The 14,755-nt window shown below is 64.8% G+C and carries 18 protein-coding genes; 12 read left to right on the top strand and 6 right to left on the bottom strand.

The features are described from left to right. Positions 1–174: 174 nt before the first annotated feature. The 4 genes from lptA to LT988_RS13990 form a co-directional block, all read right to left on the bottom strand. Positions 175–693 (bottom strand): lipopolysaccharide transport periplasmic protein LptA, encoded by a 519-nt coding sequence (gene lptA, locus LT988_RS14005; RefSeq protein WP_232406186.1) that lies wholly within the window; start codon positions 691–693, stop codon positions 175–177. Continuing rightward, positions 690–1,316 carry an LPS export ABC transporter periplasmic protein LptC gene (lptC, locus tag LT988_RS14000; RefSeq protein ID WP_232406185.1) on the bottom strand — a complete coding sequence of 209 codons (627 nt, stop codon included), beginning with the start codon at positions 1,314–1,316 and terminating at the stop codon, positions 690–692. The genes lptA and lptC overlap by 4 nt, the downstream gene beginning before the upstream one ends. Next, the gene (kdsC, locus tag LT988_RS13995; RefSeq protein ID WP_232406184.1) at positions 1,313–1,834 is read right to left on the bottom strand and encodes a 3-deoxy-manno-octulosonate-8-phosphatase KdsC; all 522 of its coding nucleotides are present in this window, start codon (positions 1,832–1,834) and stop codon (positions 1,313–1,315) included. The genes lptC and kdsC overlap by 4 nt, the downstream gene beginning before the upstream one ends. 123 nt (positions 1,835–1,957) lie before the next feature. Continuing rightward, positions 1,958–2,977 carry a KpsF/GutQ family sugar-phosphate isomerase gene (locus LT988_RS13990; RefSeq protein ID WP_232406183.1) on the bottom strand — a complete coding sequence of 340 codons (1,020 nt, stop codon included), beginning with the start codon at positions 2,975–2,977 and terminating at the stop codon, positions 1,958–1,960. Between the two features lie 179 nt (positions 2,978–3,156). Between LT988_RS13990 and LT988_RS13985 the strand changes: the two genes are divergently transcribed. From LT988_RS13985 to LT988_RS13935, 11 genes are all read left to right on the top strand, one after another. Then, a complete protein-coding gene (locus LT988_RS13985; RefSeq protein WP_232406182.1) occupies positions 3,157–3,732 on the top strand; it encodes a DUF72 domain-containing protein in 576 nt (191 codons plus the stop codon). Between the two features lie 62 nt (positions 3,733–3,794). Then, entirely contained in the window at positions 3,795–4,724 is a 930-nt protein-coding gene (locus LT988_RS13980; protein ID WP_232406181.1) for an ABC transporter ATP-binding protein, read from the top strand. Beyond that, entirely contained in the window at positions 4,724–5,506 is a 783-nt protein-coding gene (gene mlaE / locus LT988_RS13975) for a lipid asymmetry maintenance ABC transporter permease subunit MlaE (RefSeq protein WP_232406180.1), read from the top strand. Before LT988_RS13980 ends, mlaE begins: the two co-directional genes overlap by 1 nt. 5 nt (positions 5,507–5,511) lie before the next feature. Continuing rightward, positions 5,512–5,976 (top strand): outer membrane lipid asymmetry maintenance protein MlaD, encoded by a 465-nt coding sequence (gene mlaD, locus LT988_RS13970; protein ID WP_232406179.1) that lies wholly within the window; start codon positions 5,512–5,514, stop codon positions 5,974–5,976. Beyond that, positions 5,976–6,593 carry an MlaC/ttg2D family ABC transporter substrate-binding protein gene (locus tag LT988_RS13965; RefSeq protein WP_232406178.1) on the top strand — a complete coding sequence of 206 codons (618 nt, stop codon included), beginning with the start codon at positions 5,976–5,978 and terminating at the stop codon, positions 6,591–6,593. Before mlaD ends, LT988_RS13965 begins: the two co-directional genes overlap by 1 nt. Further along, the gene (locus tag LT988_RS13960; protein ID WP_232406177.1) at positions 6,590–6,904 is read left to right on the top strand and encodes an STAS domain-containing protein; all 315 of its coding nucleotides are present in this window, start codon (positions 6,590–6,592) and stop codon (positions 6,902–6,904) included. Before LT988_RS13965 ends, LT988_RS13960 begins: the two co-directional genes overlap by 4 nt. Positions 6,905–7,164: 260 nt before the next feature. Then, the gene (murA, locus tag LT988_RS13955) at positions 7,165–8,436 is read left to right on the top strand and encodes a UDP-N-acetylglucosamine 1-carboxyvinyltransferase (protein ID WP_232406176.1); all 1,272 of its coding nucleotides are present in this window, start codon (positions 7,165–7,167) and stop codon (positions 8,434–8,436) included. Positions 8,437–8,478: 42 nt separating this feature from the next. Next, a complete protein-coding gene (gene hisG / locus LT988_RS13950; protein ID WP_232406175.1) occupies positions 8,479–9,180 on the top strand; it encodes an ATP phosphoribosyltransferase in 702 nt (233 codons plus the stop codon). A 6-nt stretch (positions 9,181–9,186) separates the two neighbouring features. After that, positions 9,187–10,515, top strand: a complete 1,329-nt coding sequence (gene hisD / locus LT988_RS13945; RefSeq protein ID WP_232406174.1) for a histidinol dehydrogenase — start codon at positions 9,187–9,189, stop codon at positions 10,513–10,515. An 18-nt stretch (positions 10,516–10,533) separates the two neighbouring features. Beyond that, positions 10,534–11,610, top strand: a complete 1,077-nt coding sequence (gene hisC, locus LT988_RS13940) for a histidinol-phosphate transaminase (protein ID WP_232406173.1) — start codon at positions 10,534–10,536, stop codon at positions 11,608–11,610. 41 nt (positions 11,611–11,651) lie between these two features. Next, entirely contained in the window at positions 11,652–12,248 is a 597-nt protein-coding gene (locus LT988_RS13935; RefSeq protein WP_232406172.1) for a Uma2 family endonuclease, read from the top strand. An 83-nt stretch (positions 12,249–12,331) separates the two neighbouring features. Here LT988_RS13935 and LT988_RS13930 read toward each other — a convergent pair whose 3' ends face one another. Beyond that, the gene (locus LT988_RS13930) at positions 12,332–12,823 is read right to left on the bottom strand and encodes a DUF192 domain-containing protein (RefSeq protein ID WP_232406171.1); all 492 of its coding nucleotides are present in this window, start codon (positions 12,821–12,823) and stop codon (positions 12,332–12,334) included. Between the two features lie 52 nt (positions 12,824–12,875). Here LT988_RS13930 and LT988_RS13925 point away from each other — a divergent pair, with 52 nt between their 5' ends. Next, entirely contained in the window at positions 12,876–13,487 is a 612-nt protein-coding gene (locus LT988_RS13925; RefSeq protein ID WP_232406170.1) for a CIA30 family protein, read from the top strand. 408 nt (positions 13,488–13,895) lie between these two features. On the opposite strand, the gene LT988_RS13920 is transcribed toward LT988_RS13925, so the two are convergent. Continuing rightward, positions 13,896–14,681: an AEC family transporter gene (locus tag LT988_RS13920; RefSeq protein ID WP_332460483.1), complete on the bottom strand. Its 786-nt coding sequence runs from the start codon at positions 14,679–14,681 to the stop codon at positions 13,896–13,898. Between the last annotated feature and the right edge of the window lie 74 nt (positions 14,682–14,755).

Below are 14,755 nucleotides of genomic sequence, written 5' to 3'. Positions count from 1 at the left end.
CGCAGCCAAGCCACCCCAACAAACGACGCATACCGCACCGGGCGCGGTTTAAGTCCGAGTCGGAATCCGCGATAAGATCGCTCATCCTAAACCGCGTCGCCGCCTAGGCTCTCGGGATTGTTCAAGGGTGGTCTCCGATCAAAGGTCATCGTCTGCCCCGGACGCGGTTTAGCCTCATTCCTCCTCCGGGGTGATGGTGATCTTGACCCGTCCGCTGCCCCCCGCGCGAAAATGGGCGCGCGCGCGATCGTAGACGATGCGCTCGCTCGCGACGCGGTCGGCCCCCTGAATCAGCAAGGCGTCCTCGATGAGGGTGAGCTCGTCCTTGTCGGCGTCGTATTCCATCCGCTTCGCGAAGGCCAGGACCTCGCCCTCGTCGTTGTCGAGGAGCTGTTTGAAGCTCGCCGGGGCGCCGAGTGCGATAATAAAACGCGGGCGGCGGTCGTCGCGATGATAAACGGTCACATGATCTCCGAGGAGTCGCATGCTTCCTTGGTCGACTTGAACGTTTCCGACATAAATGCTGGTGTTCTCCGCCTCCAGAACCTCGACGTCGTCTGCTTCGATCAAGATGGGTTGGTTCGCATCGTCCTCGAGCGCTGCCGCCGGGGCGCTCGCGAGGCCAATGACGAAGGCCAGGGTCGCGGCCGTGACGGTGTCCCGCCGCCGGTCGTAGAATCCTCTCTCGCTCATGGCTCCTCGTCCTGCTCGGGCGCAATATAAAGATATGCGCGTCCGTCGAATTGGGCACGCACGGGCTCGTCGTACCAGAGGCGCATCCCGGTGGCGTTCAGCCGATCCAAGGCACTGGTGACCTGGACCGGCCGGTCCGTCTCCGCGAAAGCCTTCTTGTGCCAGATACGCATCAGCTCGGTCTCCATGTGGGTGTCGGGCCGGCTCGCGTCGCCCTTGCGCTCGAGCTCCACCGCCCCCTCGAGCAGAACCTCCTCGCCGCCGGGGAGGACGAGGCCGGTGTCGGCGCGTGCGCGCCACGGCTCGACGGCGGTATCGCCCTCGCGCTGATAGAGGGTCATGCGCGGGCGATCGAGCTCCGAGACATCCTCTTCGACATACTGGCGCAGCTGGTCGGCGACCAGGCTCCGGCTCGGTTTCCCCATGTCGTCGGTCTCTACGGCGTTGAAGCGCGAAACCACATAATCCGGCAGCCGAGCACGCTCGACTTCAGGTGCCGGCGGCTCGGGCTCGGGGCGCAGTTGCCACCACCCGAGCAGCCCTGAAGTCACGAAGAAGGCGGCGAGCGTCCACTGCCGTGCGGACCAGACCGGTAGATCGCTGACCCGGACACGCCCGCTCATTGCGTCCCGGCGATGATCCGCGCCCACGTGCCCTGAGCTTCCATGATCAGCTCGCAGACCTCGCGGGCAGCCCCACGACCACCGCGCGCTTGAGTACAGAGATGGGCATGACCGCGCACCAGATGGTGGGCGTCGGCGACCGCAACGGCGAGTCCGACCCGACGCATGACGGGAAGATCCATGAGGTCGTCTCCGACATAGGCGATCGCCTCGTCGCCGAGGGACAGCTCCTGCTTGAGCGCCTCGTAGGCCGGAAGCTTGTCGCGGCAACCTTGGAAGAGGTGCTCTACTCCGAGGCCCTTCATGCGGATACTGACCACCTGCGAGGTTCGGCCCGTGATGATTCCGATCTGCACCCCGCTCTCCTGGAGCATCACCATACCGTGTCCGTCACGCGAGTTGAACGCCTTATACTCTTGGCCGTCGTCGCCGAGATAGAGGCTGCCGTCGGTCAGAACTCCGTCGACGTCGAAGATGACCAGGCGGATCCGCGCGGCGCGTTCGAGGATGTCTTGCATGGGATCGGTCCTCTTTGGTGTCGAGTCGGGGGGCGGGGGAGCCTTCGGTTTCTAGCTTCCAGCCTCCTGCCATCAGCTTTCAGCTTCCGGGTATCAACTTTCGGCTGGCGGCCGGCGGTTTTCTCACATGACCCCGGCGCGCAGTAGATCGTGCATGTTCAGTGCGCCGACGGGTCGGCCGGTGTCGTCGATGACGAGCAGCGCGTTGATGGACCTCGACTCCATGAGCCGCAGGGCTTCGGCGGCGAGGGCATCGGCCTTGATCGTGATGCAGTCGGGGGTCAGCACGGCGTCGATGGCGGTGCGATGGACATCGATCCCGCGGTCGAGCGCGCGTCGCAGATCGCCGTCGGTGAAGATCCCGGCAAGACGGCCCGCGTCGTCGACGACGGCGCTCATGCCCAAGCCTTTGCGCGACATCTCTTCCAGCGTCTCGCGCAGGGTCGTACCCAACGGGACCGACGGCAATTGCTCGTCGCGATGCATGACCTCTCCGACATGCAGCAAGAGCCTCCGTCCGAGACTGCCGGCCGGATGGGAGCGGGCGAAGTCCTCGGCGGTAAAGCCGCGGCTCTCGAGCAGGGCGATAGCCAAGGCATCGCCCATGACCAGGGTTGCGGTGGTGCTCGAGGTCGGGGCGAGCCCGAGCGGACAGGCCTCGCTTGCGACGCTCACGTCGAGATGGACGTCACCCTCTCGTGCCAAGGTCGACTTCGGCTTGCCAGTCATGCTGATCAGGGGCACGCCGAGCCGTTTGAGCAGGGGCAGCAGCGTCAGCAATTCGGCCGTTTCGCCCGAGTTTGACAGGGCCAGGACCACGTCTCGGGGCGTAATCATGCCGAGGTCCCCGTGACTGGCCTCGCCCGGATGCACGAAGAAGGCCGGGCTGCCCGTGCTTGCCAGGGTTGCCGCGATCTTGCCGCCGATATGGCCGGACTTGCCCATGCCGAGCACGACGATGCGGCCCTCGCAGGCCAGCATGTAGCGGCACGCGGCCACAAACCCCTCGTCGATCCGCTCGGCCAGCGCGGTGACCGCGGCGGCCTCGGTCTCGACGACGGCGCGCCCGAGCGCCTTGATCTTGGCCGATTCGCCAAGCGCAAGCTGCACTTGCGGGCTGCCGAGTCTGCGTGGATCTGTCATGCTGCTCCGAGGTCCTCCATCGTGCCCTATCCGCATCGGCGACGGCGCGTTGCAAAATACACCAATGAGCGCCCCGGTGTCCCGCCGGGCGATCGCCGTGGGTGGGTGGCTGGGTGCATCACGGCACGGCAGCGCTGCGCCGGGACCCAAGGCGATCCAACCGGAGTCACATCGAGAACATGAGTGGCATTCTCCCCGTCAGAACCGGCTGGAATCCGTCGCCCGGCGACGACGACTTCTATCCGGACGACCTCCCCGAGGATTGGCGGTTGACCTATTTCGCCAACGCGTTCAACGCGATTGCGCTCGACACGGACGCCTGGAGACGTGCCGATGCGGGACGCGTCGCACAATGGTCCCGCGACGTGCCGGCATCCTTCGCATTCTATCTCCACCTTGACCCCTCCGCAGAGGTGCTCGCAACGTCTGCCGGGGTTCAAGCGCTCCTCGGGGAGCGTTTCGGCGGCTGGCTCCTGCGTCCGGGTCAAGCCGCCGCCGGCAGCCTTTACGAGCCCGCATACCTGCTGCTCGACTCCCTGCCGGCAGCGGATTCTCGCGCATCGGCCCTTGCCTGTGCGGTACCCGCCGGGCTCGATCGGGATCTACGCGCGGCGCGCCGCTGGCTGGAGGAGCTTGCGTCGGCGGCCCAGGGTCGCCCCGCGCTCGCGTTGATGGGCAGGGCGCGATTCGAGGACGTGCGTCGTTGGCAGTCACTCGTGGAGTTGCTCGGCCTAGGTTGGCGATCCGGCGGTTGACGCTCCGACGCAAGCCCGCCAGAATGGCGTGTTTTCCACCCGCGCCGACAGCGATACGATCTATGGGAAGTCGACGCCCCCGAGCGACGCGCCCCGCCGCAGTCTCCGCGCCCGGCTCCCCCGAGCCCGCGGATCAACCCGATGCTGTAAGCTCCGGCCCTTCGCCGGAGAGACGCTCGCGACCCGACGGCGATGTTTTGGTGAAGATTCGCGGGCTTTCTTTTCGCCGCGGGACGCAGGTCGTGCTCGATCGAGTCGATATGGATATCCGGCGCGGCGCCGTCACCGCCGTCATGGGTCCGAGCGGCACGGGCAAGACGACCCTGCTCAAACTCATCACCGGACAGCTGCGCCCGGACGCCGGCAGTATCGAGGTCGACGGCCAGCCCGTTCAAACGCTGGGAAAGTCGGCGTTGTTCCGGCTGCGCCGGCGAATGGGGATGCTGTTTCAGAGCGGCGCCCTGTTGACCGACCTGAATGTCTTCGACAATGTCGCTTATCCGCTGCGCGAGCATACGGACCTGGGCCCCTCGATGCTGCGCAAGCTCGTCCTGCTGAAGCTCGAGGCGGTTGGTCTGCGCGGCGCGCGTGACCTGATGCCGAGTGAGCTCTCGGGCGGGATGGCGCGTCGCGTGGCACTGGCTCGCGCAATTGCGCTGGATCCCGACATGATCCTCTACGACGAGCCCTTCACGGGCCAGGATCCCATCTCCAAGGGGATGCTGGTGACCCTGATCCGACAGCTCAACGATGCAGCGGGTCTGACGAGCGTATTGGTGTCCCACGACGTGGAGGAGACGGCGAGTATCGCGGATCACCTGTACGTGATCTCGCACGGAGAGGTCATCGCGCAGGGAACACCGCAGGAGATTGCCGCCGACCGCTCGGCCTGGGTGCGTCAGTTTATGGACGGGCTGCCGGACGGACCCGTGCATTTCCACTACCCGGCACCGCCCTTGACGGATGATCTGCTGCCGCGGGGAATCGCCTGATGCTTCTTGACGGCTTGGCACGGCTTGGACGCAGCGGGCTCGGCACGCTGGAGCGACTCGGGCGCGCGCACCTGCTGCTCGCCGGTATGGTGTTGGGTATCGGCGAGGTGCTGCGACGCCCGGGGCTGCTCGTCGCGCAGGTCTTCAATATCGGCGTGCTCTCGATGTTGATCATCGGGGTCTCGGGATTATTCGTTGGCATGGTGCTGGGTCTGCAGGGCTATTACGTGCTGTCCCAGTTCGGGGCGGCGGAAAGCCTCGGCGTCATGGTCGCGGCCTCACTGGTGCGCGAGCTTGGCCCTGTGGTCACGGCGCTACTGGTGGCCGGACGCGCCGGCTCCGCCCTGACCGCAGAGATCGGTCTCATGAAAGCGACCGAGCAGCTCTCGGGCCTGGAGATGATGGCGGTCGATCCGGTGCGCCGAATCCTGACCCCGCGTTTTCTCGGCGGGGTCCTTGCGATGCCGCTGCTCGCGGCCATGTTCAGCGCGGTCGGCGTGCTCGGCGGCTACTTTGTCGGTGTCGGTCTGCTCGGTGTGGATTCGGGATCCTTTTGGAGTCAGATGCAGTCGAAGGTCGACTTCGACGAGGATATCGTCAACGGTGTCATCAAAAGCGTCGTTTTCGGTGTCGTCGTGACCTGGATTGCACTCTTTCAGGGACATGATTCGATTCCGACGTCCGAGGGCGTGAGCCGGGCGACGACACGCTCCGTGGTCCTCGCCGCACTCGCGGTGTTGGGACTCGATTTCGTCTTGACGGCCTTGATGTTCGGGGAATGATCGGTATGGGAAAACAACGCGGCATCGAGATCCTGGTCGGCCTCTTCATGGCGGTGGGCTTTGTGGCCCTGTTCTTCCTCGCGATGCAGGTCAGCAACCTGAGCGCGGCAGTCAACAGCGAAGGCTATCGATTGACCGCACGTTTCTCCAACGTCGGCAGCCTCAAGGCGAGGTCGCCGGTGAGCATGGCCGGCGTGCGTGTCGGGCGTGTCGAGGACGTGAGCTTCGACAAAGACACCTACGAGGCGGTGGTCACCATGCGCATCGATGCAGCGACCGACACCATCCCGGACGACACCTTTGCGAACATCTTCACCGCCGGACTGCTCGGGGAGCAGTACGTCGCCCTCGAACCCGGCGGAAGCATGGAGTTTCTGCGCGACGGCGACGAGATCGCCCAGACCCAGTCGGCCCTGATTTTGGAGCAAATGATCGGACAATTCCTATTCAGTAAAGCCGGAGGCGACTAATGCCGATTCGACGTTCCTTCCTCTTTCTCTTGACCTTACTTGGAGTGCTTTGGTCGGGCGCCTCATTTGCCTATGCCGACGACGCGACGGCTCTGGTCAAACGGACCACCGAGACTATGCTGAAGACGCTCGAAGCGCGCCGCTCGGAGGTCGACCGCAATCCTTCGCTGATCTTCGGGATGATCGAGAGCGGGGTCGCGCCGCATTTCGATTTCGAGCGCATTACGCAAGGCGCGGTCGGGCAATCCTGGCGCGATGCGACACCTGCGCAGCAGCGTGCGCTGGTCAACGGCTTCAAACAGGTGCTGATTCGGACCTATGCGCGCTCGATCCTGAGCTATTCGGGTGAGGAGATCCGCTACCTGCCGATCAAGCCGGGTCGCCAGCCCTCCACCGTCACCGTCTCCACGGAGATCCTCTCGCCCGGTTCCGCGCCGATCCCGGTCGACTATCGGATGCACAACAACGCCGGAAACTGGAAGGTGTACGACGTGGTCATCAACAACGCCAGCCTGGTCGGGAACTACCGCACGAGCTTCGCAAACGAGATCCGCCAAGGCGGGATCGACGGCCTGATCGCAAAGCTCGGCGAGATGAACACACGGACGCGAGAATGAAGGAGGCGCGACTGACGCCCCTCGGCGAGGGGCGTTACGCTCTCAACGGCGTCTTGGACTTCTCCACAGTCAATCGTATCGCCGTCAGCGGGATCGCTTTGTTCAAACGTGATGCGTCGGTCGATATCGATCTCGCCGGCGTGGAGTCCGCGAACAGCGCCGGGCTCGCCCTATTGCTGGAGTGGCTTGACGTTGCCCGTGCGCGCGGCGCCCGGGTGACTTATCGAAACCTGCCGGATTCGCTGGCGCGAATCGCTGCCGTGTCGAACCTCGCCACACTCCTGCCGATGGAATCCGCCATCGGTCGCTGAGGCTCCGGAGCCGCTCGGGGTCGATGGCCGGGTGGCTTTGCCCCGAGAACGCGCGTTGTGCAATCCCGCCTCCGAGCTCGTCACCCAAACGTTCCTGGGCCTTCATCTTGTGTATCCATCGCTCTCGGCGGGGACGCTATTTAAAATGATTATATTTTTTAATATCTTAAACCGCGCCAACTCCGGCGGTCGTCAAGTCTGTCGGGGCCGATTCCATCCAAAAACATCGCATACCGCTCGGTGCGCGGTTTAAGGCCTTCATGGATAAGCTTCTCATCACAGGCGGCACCCCGTTGCAGGGTCAGGTTCGCGCGTCCGGCGCGAAGAACGCCGCCTTGCCGATCCTTGCCGCCACACTCTTGGCGGATGCACCCGTGACGCTCGGCAACGTCCCGCGTCTGCGCGATATCAGGACCACGTTGGAGCTACTCGGACGCATGGGGGCCTCCTTGTCCCTCGAGGACGGATGCCGGGTTGAGGTTCAGCCCCGCGAGCTGACCAGCTTCGCCGCACCCTACGAGCTCGTCAAGACGATGCGCGCCTCGATTCTGGTCCTCGGCCCCCTGCTCGCGCGCTACGGCCAGGCCGATGTCTCCTTGCCCGGCGGCTGTGCGATCGGGGCGCGACCGGTGAACCTACATATCGACGGACTGCGCGCCATGGGCGCGGAGATCCATGTGGAGGGCGGCTATATCCGCGCCCGTGCGCAACGCCTGCACGGCGCGCGTCTGGTCATGGATCTGGTCTCGGTCACAGGCACCGAAAACCTGCTGATGGCCGCGAGCCTGGCGAACGGCGAGACGGTGATCGAGAATGCGGCACGCGAGCCGGAGGTGATCGATCTCGCCGAGTTTTTGATCGCCCTGGGCGCGCGGATCGAGGGTGCCGGAACAGACCGGATCCATGTGCAGGGTGTTGAGCGTCTCGGCGGTGCCCACTACGAGGTGATGCCCGATCGCATCGAGACCGGGACCTTCCTGGTCGGCGCGGCCATGACCGGCGGCTGTATCACCGTTACCCACACCCGGCCGGATTGTCTGGATGCCGTGCTCCAGAAGCTGCGCGAGTCCGGCGCCGCGATCGAGGTCGGCACGGATTCGATCCGGCTCGACATGCAGGGCAGACGCCCGCGCGCGGTCGATCTGCACACGGCGCCGCATCCCGCGTTTCCGACCGATATGCAAGCCCAATTCTGCGCCTTGAACAGCATCGCCGAAGGGGTCGGGACCATCACGGAAACCATCTTCGAGAACCGCTTCATGCACGTGCTGGAGCTGCAGCGCATGGGTGCGGACATTCGTATCGAAGGCAATGTGGCCATCTGCCGGGGCGTGGAGCGTCTGACCGCAGCGCCCGTGATGGCGACCGATCTGCGCGCGTCGGCCGGTCTGGTCCTGGCGGGCTTGGTCGCCTCGGGCGAGACGCTGATCGACCGCATCTATCACCTCGACCGCGGTTATGACAACATCGAGGCAAAACTTTCGGCCTTGGGCGCGGCGATTCGCCGGACCCCGGGACCAGGTGCAGGTTAAGAACCCATAGGGGCCACAGGCGCCAATAAGGACAGCGACATCATGAGTCTCGACACGCCGCTTACCATCGCGCTCTCCAAGGGCCGAATCTTCGACGAGACCCTGCCGCTCTTGGCCCATGCCGGGATCGAGCCGCTCGACGACCCCGAGACCAGCCGCAAGCTGATCCTCGAGACCAACATGGCGCACGTACGCTTTCTCATTATTCGCGCGAGCGACGTGCCCACCTATGTCCAATACGGCGCTGCGGATCTGGGCGTATCGGGCAAGGATGTGTTGCTCGAGCACGGGGGCGAAGGGCTCTACGAGCCGCTCGACCTGGGTATCGCGCGCTGCCGGCTGATGGTCGCCGGTCTGCCGGACGTTGCGGCACCGACGACACGGCGGCTTCGCATCGCAACCAAATATGTGAAGAGCGCCGAGCGCTATTACGCCTCCAAGGGCGAGCAGGTCGAGATCATCAAGCTCTACGGCTCGATGGAGCTGGCGCCCCTGGTCCAGCTCTCGGATCGCATCGTCGATCTGGTCGAGAGCGGCAACACCCTGAAGGCCAACGGGCTTGTCCCGCTCGAGCATATCGCCGACATCAGCTCGCGCCTGGTAGTGAACAAGGCATCCTGGAAGATGAAACATGGGGCGGTGACGGCCTTGCTGGGCGCGCTGCGCGAGGCCGTCGCCGGCCGATCGACACCAAACCAATCGGCCCAAACCCATTCGGATCGGTCGCGTGGACCGGGGAGTTGAGCATCCGTGAGCACCATCAGACGTCTCTCGACGACGGACCCTGACTTCCACGCCGTCTTGGATGGCTTGCTCGCCTGGGACTCGGTCTCGGACGACCGGGTCCAGGAGACGGTTGCATCCATCATCCGTGATCTGCGCACCCGCGGTGATACCGCACTGCTCGACTACACGACGCGCTTCGACCGCTGGACACCGGCGTGCGCGGCCGATCTCGAGATCCCGCGGGCGCGACTGGAAGCGGCCTGGGGGCGCATTCCGGCGGCGCAACGCGAGGCACTCGAAACAGCTGCCGCGCGCATTCGTGCCTACGCCGAGCACCAGAAGCTCGAAAGCTGGAGCTACACCGAGGCCGACGGGACCCTGCTGGGTCAGCAGGTCACGCCACTGGATCGTGTCGGGCTCTACGTGCCGGGCGGCAAGGCCGCCTATCCCTCCTCGGTCCTCATGAACGCCATCCCCGCCAAGGTCGCCGGTGTCGGCGAGCTGATCATGGTCGTCCCCACACCGGATGGGGAGCTCAACGAGCTGGTCCTGGCTGCGGCCCATGTCGCCGGAACGGATCGCGCCTTCGCCGTCGGCGGGGCGCAAGCGGTCGCCGCACTCGCCTTCGGGACCGAGACCATCCCGGGTGTCGACAAGATCGTCGGGCCCGGCAACATCTATGTGGCGACGGCAAAACGCGCCGTCTTCGGGCAGGTCGGCATCGACATGGTCGCCGGTCCTTCGGAGATCCTGGTCGTCTGCGACGGCGCGACGGATCCGGACTGGATCGCCATGGACCTGTTCTCGCAAGCTGAGCACGACGAGGATGCTCAATCCATCCTGTTGAGCTGGGATGCGGACTTCCTGGATCGGGTCGCCGCGAGCATCGAACGGCTGCTGCCGAGCATGGAGCGCGAGACCATCATTGCGACCGCCTTACGCGGGCGCGGTGCGATGATCCTGGCGCGAGACCTGGACGATGCCATCGCCGTCGCCAACCGGATCGCACCAGAGCATCTGGAGCTGTCCGTCGAAGACCCACAGGCCATCGTGGGCCGGATCCGACATGCCGGCGCCATCTTCATGGGGCGTTACACCGCCGAAGCCATCGGCGACTATTGCGCCGGGCCGAACCATGTCTTGCCGACCTCGCGCACCGCACGGTTTTCATCCCCCCTGGGCGTCTACGACTTTCAGAAACGATCCAGCCTCATCATGGCCTCGGCCGCCGGCGCGGCGCAGTTGGCCAAGACGGCTTCGGTCTTGGCCCGAGGGGAGGGGCTCACCGCACATGCACGCTCCGCCGAATATCGCGGCGCGGTGGAGCCGGCGGCCGAGCCGGGTTTATCCTAGGATCTTCGCGAGACGCCCATGATTGACCTGATCACCCAGCTCATTCGTCCCGATATTCGTGCCCTGTCGGCCTACCATGTCCCCGATCCGGCGGGACTGATCAAGCTCGATGCCATGGAGAACCCCTACGGTTGGCCGGATACACTTAAGGCCGAATGGCTCGAGGGCATGCACGACCTCGCCCTGAACCGCTATCCGGACCCGCAGGGTACGGCGGTCCAAGCGGCCTTGCGCCAAGCGATGGGCATTCCGTCGGACATGGGTTTGCTCTTGGGCAACGGCTCCGACGAGTTGATCCAGATGCTCGCCATCGCGGTCGCCCAGCCCGGTCGGAAGGTCCTGTCGCTCGACCCAGGCTTCGTCATGTACCGCATGATCGCCTGCTTCGCCGGCATGGACTATGTCGGCGTGCCTTTGCGCTCGGACGACTTCTCGATCGATCTTCCGGTCATGCTCGACGCCATCGAGCGCGAGCAGCCGGCGTTGATCTATCTGGCCTATCCGAACAACCCGACCGGCAATCGCTTCGATTCAGACGACATGGTGCGCATCATCGAGGCGGCACCGGGCCTGGTCATCGTCGACGAGGCCTACGCGCCCTTCACCGATTGCAGCTTCCTGGGTCTACTCGGCGACTGGCAGAACCTCCTGGTCATGCGCACGGTCTCGAAGATGGGGCTGGCCGGGATCCGGCTCGGTTATCTGGTCGGTCCGCCGGCCTGGCTCGAGCAGATCGACAAGGTGCGCCTGCCTTACAACATCAACGTCTTGACCCAGGCATCCGCGGCCTTTGCCCTGAGACACAAACCGCTCCTCGACGAGCAGGCACGGATGATTCGAGCCGAACGCCAGCGTCTCCAGACGGCCCTCTCGACCCTGAACGGCGTCCACGCCTATCCGAGCGAGGCCAATTTCATCCTGATGCGTGTCGGCGAGGGTCGCGCCGACATCCTCTTCGAGGGGCTGAAGGCTCAGGGTATCCTGATCAAGAACCTCAACGGCGCGCACCCCACGCTGGATGAATGTCTGCGGGTGACAGTCGGTCGGGCCGAGGAGAACGCCGCCTTTCTAAGCGCTCTGACCGGACTTTTGTAGCCTGAAGGATCAGGCGGCGACAACCGAACGGACCAAGGTCGATGACGATTAAGACCCAGTCGCAGTATGGATTCGAGGACTACCTCGCTGCCGAGCGTGCGGCGCGCGGCGCCAAGCACGAGTATGTGAACGGCGAGGTCTTCGCGATGACGGGCGCCTCCTTCAATCACAACCTGCTCGTGCTCAATCTGGGAAGCGAGCTGCGCGCCCGGCTGAAGGGCAGACCCTGTCATGTGCTGCCGAGCGACATGCGGGTCCGCATCGAAGCGGCGAATGCCGCGACGTATCCGGATCTGACCGCACTCTGCGAACCGCCTCGGTTCCATGACGATCGGCAGGATGTGCTGCTGAACCCCGCGCTGATTGTCGAGGTCCTGTCCGGTTCGACCGAGGCCTACGATCGCGGCGGCAAGTTCGCGACCTATCGCCGACTGCCAAGCCTCCAAGAACACGTACTGGTGAGCCAGGATCAGCCGCTGGTCGAGATCTTTACCCGCCAGCCCGACGCTCGTTGGGTGCTGAGCGAGACCGAGGGTCTCGATACGGAGGTGGTCTTTGCCTCTCTCGGGTGCCGGGTCGCGATGCAGGAGATCTACGATAAGGTGGATTTCGAGCATGGGGGGCGTGAAGGAGACTGACTGCGGCAGTCCAGCCCGGACACAGCCCCGCAAGGCTCGAACGCCTCGAGGAGATCGGACGACGTTAGATCGGCCCTTTTCGCCTACGGGGCCATGTCGGTGATTCGAATCGGATCGCCCGCGCGCAGCCCCAACTCGGCGGCACGCCCCGCCCGCAGCTCGAGCACCTGATCGACCGCTCGCTTGAAGGGGCCGTAGCTCGGACAGGACGCCTCGACACAGGGCGGCACCTGCTCTGCCAATGCCACGACCCGACCTTGGTAGATGAAGATCAGGTCGAGCGGAACCGGAACATTCTTCATCCACATCCGGATCGGGCGCGATGGATCGGCGGGGAAGAGCATCCCGCGATCGTCCGGAAGGGTCGGTCTGAACATGAGGCCCCGTGCGCGCTCCTGCGGAGTGCGCGCGACCTCCAGCAGGATGGTCGCGGAGCCCACCTCGGCCTTAGCCGAGACCGGCAGGTATTGGGGCTCGGTCGCCGGCGCATCCCCGATCGCGAGCGTCATGGAAAACCAAAGCGCCGCAGCGGCGGACAGCATAGCGAGGTAGAGGTAGCTCGGTCGGGCGGTCATTGGGGCCATCCGGTTGGGTGATGTCAAGAATCACCTAGCTTTTCACGGGTCAATGTATCAAGGTCACTCTCTCGGTTCCATCATCGCGGGGTTGCTGCTCATGCTCGGTATCCTCAATCCATCCTCTGCCGACGACGGTCTGATCGACGATTTCACCCGCCCGGACGGTCTATCGGCACTGGGTACGCCCTGGCGTGCCGTGACCGATCAGGTGATGGGCGGGCGCTCCGAAGGCGCCATCGGGCGGCGCGTCGTCGATGGTCGGCAGGCGCTGTGTCTCGCCGGCGAGGTCAGCCTTGCAAACAACGGTGGTTTCGTACAGGCGATCCTGGATCTGACCCCGCCGGGCGCTCCCGCAACCGGGCTGGATGCGAGCGCATTCGACGGGATTCGGCTCCTTGTACACGGCAATCGGGAGGTCTACAACCTCCATCTGAAATCCACGGCGACCTTGCTGCCCTGGCAATCCTATCGCGCCACCTTCGTCGCCGGACCCGAATGGCGCGAGGTGTATCTGCCCTTCGACTCCTTCGAGCCACATCGGCTGGTCCAGCGGCTGGATACCCGCCGACTGACCAAGCTCGGGATCCTCGGCATCGGTCGGGTCTTTCATGCGGATGTCTGTATCGCCGAGGTCGGTTTCTATCATCGAAAGATCGATTGATCCTACCTCGACACCCGGGCGCTGGTGTTGGCGGAGCTTCCTAAGGCCAGCTACAGCGCGCCGTTGTCCTCGTTGACTCGACCGAACGGGATGTATTTCTCATGACGGCCCATGTCGCGGTCGGCGATTGCAGCTCGGCCTCGGCTCTTGCCGGAGGATCCGGGTCTGGGGATCGAGAAGGCCGCGCGGATCCGGGGTGATTCGGATTCGGTTGCCTGTCTCGCCGGCGCACTCCTTCGCGCTTCGCTCGGCACGAGGGTGACCCCGGCCGAGTTGCTCGACACCCGACCGCAGCGGGACGTGATTGCCAGGCTCGCAGATCGCCTAGTCTCACGGCCTGCCGCTCTGGTTGGATCTGTTGGATCCGAGCCGTCCGACGACCACCGCCCGTCGCGAGCACGACGACGTTCAGAGCACCAACAGCAGGACAGCCGGAAGCGTGATCAGGGCGGCGGCATTGCCGAGGAGTACGATGGAGGCGACCCGCTCGGGCTCTTGGGCATAGCGCTCTGCGAAGATGGCGTTGAGCACCGCTGGCGGCAGTGCAGCGAACACGATCAGGATACTGGCCTGCTCGGGGGGCAGAGCAAGGACAAGGGCGATCGCCCAGGCCAGCGGGGCGCCGACGGTCGGCCGGATCACGGCGCCGAGCAGTCCGACACGCCAGTCCGCGAGGTTGACGTCGACGAGACGCACGCCCAGGGTGAAGAGCATGAGCGGGATCGAGACCTGTCCGAGCATGTCCACCGGCCGGGTGATCACCTCCGGCAGGGAAACGCCTGAGAGGTTGACGGCGAGTCCGGCGATGCAGGCCAGCATCACCGGGGTGCGCAGAACACCGAGGATGTCCGCATATCGGTCGAGCATCCGGGTGCCGAGCGAAAAGTGCAGAACGTTCTCGATCAGGAAGAGCACCACCGCCGCCGGCATCGCCTGCTCGCCGAAGGCGAGCACAAGCAAGGGGATGCCCATGTTGCCCGAGTTGAGGAACATCATGGGCGGAACGAAGGTGCGCACCGCGATGCCGCTCAGTCGGGCGATCGGCCACGCGATGAGACCGGACCCCAGCACGAGCGCGACGCCGGCAAAGGCCAGTAGTCCGTAGGCGGCGAGGTCGGCGTCCTTCGATGCGAGCGCCGAGAAGACAAGCGCAGGTACGAAGACATCCATGTTGAGCGCGGTTGCCGCGCGCATGTCCGGGCGGTGACGTCGGGCATAGAAAAACCCGACCGCGACGACGGCGAACAGCGGCAGGACGATGAGGAGGA

This window comes from Thiocapsa bogorovii, from assembly GCF_021228795.1.
GTDB lineage: Bacteria > Pseudomonadota > Gammaproteobacteria > Chromatiales > Chromatiaceae > Thiocapsa > Thiocapsa bogorovii.
Note: the sequence above shows the minus strand (reverse complement) of the source record. Positions and strands in the feature narration are given on the sequence as shown.

Bases quoted from the DNA above. Each gene is read 5' to 3' on its own strand.
- hisC (WP_232406173.1), top strand. From the start codon at position 10,534: ATGATTGACCTGATCACCCAGCTCATTCGTCCCGATATTCGTGCCCTG.
- LT988_RS13920 (WP_332460483.1), bottom strand. From the start codon at position 14,681: ATGCGCGCGGCAACCGCGCTCAACATGGATGTCTTCGTACCTGCGCTT.
- mlaE (WP_232406180.1), top strand. From the start codon at position 4,724: ATGCTTCTTGACGGCTTGGCACGGCTTGGACGCAGCGGGCTCGGCACG.
- LT988_RS13980 (WP_232406181.1), top strand. From the start codon at position 3,795: ATGGGAAGTCGACGCCCCCGAGCGACGCGCCCCGCCGCAGTCTCCGCG.
- lptC (WP_232406185.1), bottom strand. From the start codon at position 1,316: ATGAGCGGGCGTGTCCGGGTCAGCGATCTACCGGTCTGGTCCGCACGG.
- LT988_RS13960 (WP_232406177.1), top strand. From the start codon at position 6,590: ATGAAGGAGGCGCGACTGACGCCCCTCGGCGAGGGGCGTTACGCTCTC.
- LT988_RS13985 (WP_232406182.1), top strand. From the start codon at position 3,157: ATGAGTGGCATTCTCCCCGTCAGAACCGGCTGGAATCCGTCGCCCGGC.
- LT988_RS13935 (WP_232406172.1), top strand. From the start codon at position 11,652: ATGACGATTAAGACCCAGTCGCAGTATGGATTCGAGGACTACCTCGCT.
- LT988_RS13930 (WP_232406171.1), bottom strand. From the start codon at position 12,823: ATGACCGCCCGACCGAGCTACCTCTACCTCGCTATGCTGTCCGCCGCT.
- LT988_RS13925 (WP_232406170.1), top strand. From the start codon at position 12,876: ATGTATCAAGGTCACTCTCTCGGTTCCATCATCGCGGGGTTGCTGCTC.
- hisG (WP_232406175.1), top strand. From the start codon at position 8,479: ATGAGTCTCGACACGCCGCTTACCATCGCGCTCTCCAAGGGCCGAATC.
- mlaD (WP_232406179.1), top strand. From the start codon at position 5,512: ATGGGAAAACAACGCGGCATCGAGATCCTGGTCGGCCTCTTCATGGCG.
- LT988_RS13990 (WP_232406183.1), bottom strand. From the start codon at position 2,977: ATGACAGATCCACGCAGACTCGGCAGCCCGCAAGTGCAGCTTGCGCTT.
- murA (WP_232406176.1), top strand. From the start codon at position 7,165: ATGGATAAGCTTCTCATCACAGGCGGCACCCCGTTGCAGGGTCAGGTT.
- lptA (WP_232406186.1), bottom strand. From the start codon at position 693: ATGAGCGAGAGAGGATTCTACGACCGGCGGCGGGACACCGTCACGGCC.
- LT988_RS13965 (WP_232406178.1), top strand. From the start codon at position 5,976: ATGCCGATTCGACGTTCCTTCCTCTTTCTCTTGACCTTACTTGGAGTG.
- kdsC (WP_232406184.1), bottom strand. From the start codon at position 1,834: ATGCAAGACATCCTCGAACGCGCCGCGCGGATCCGCCTGGTCATCTTC.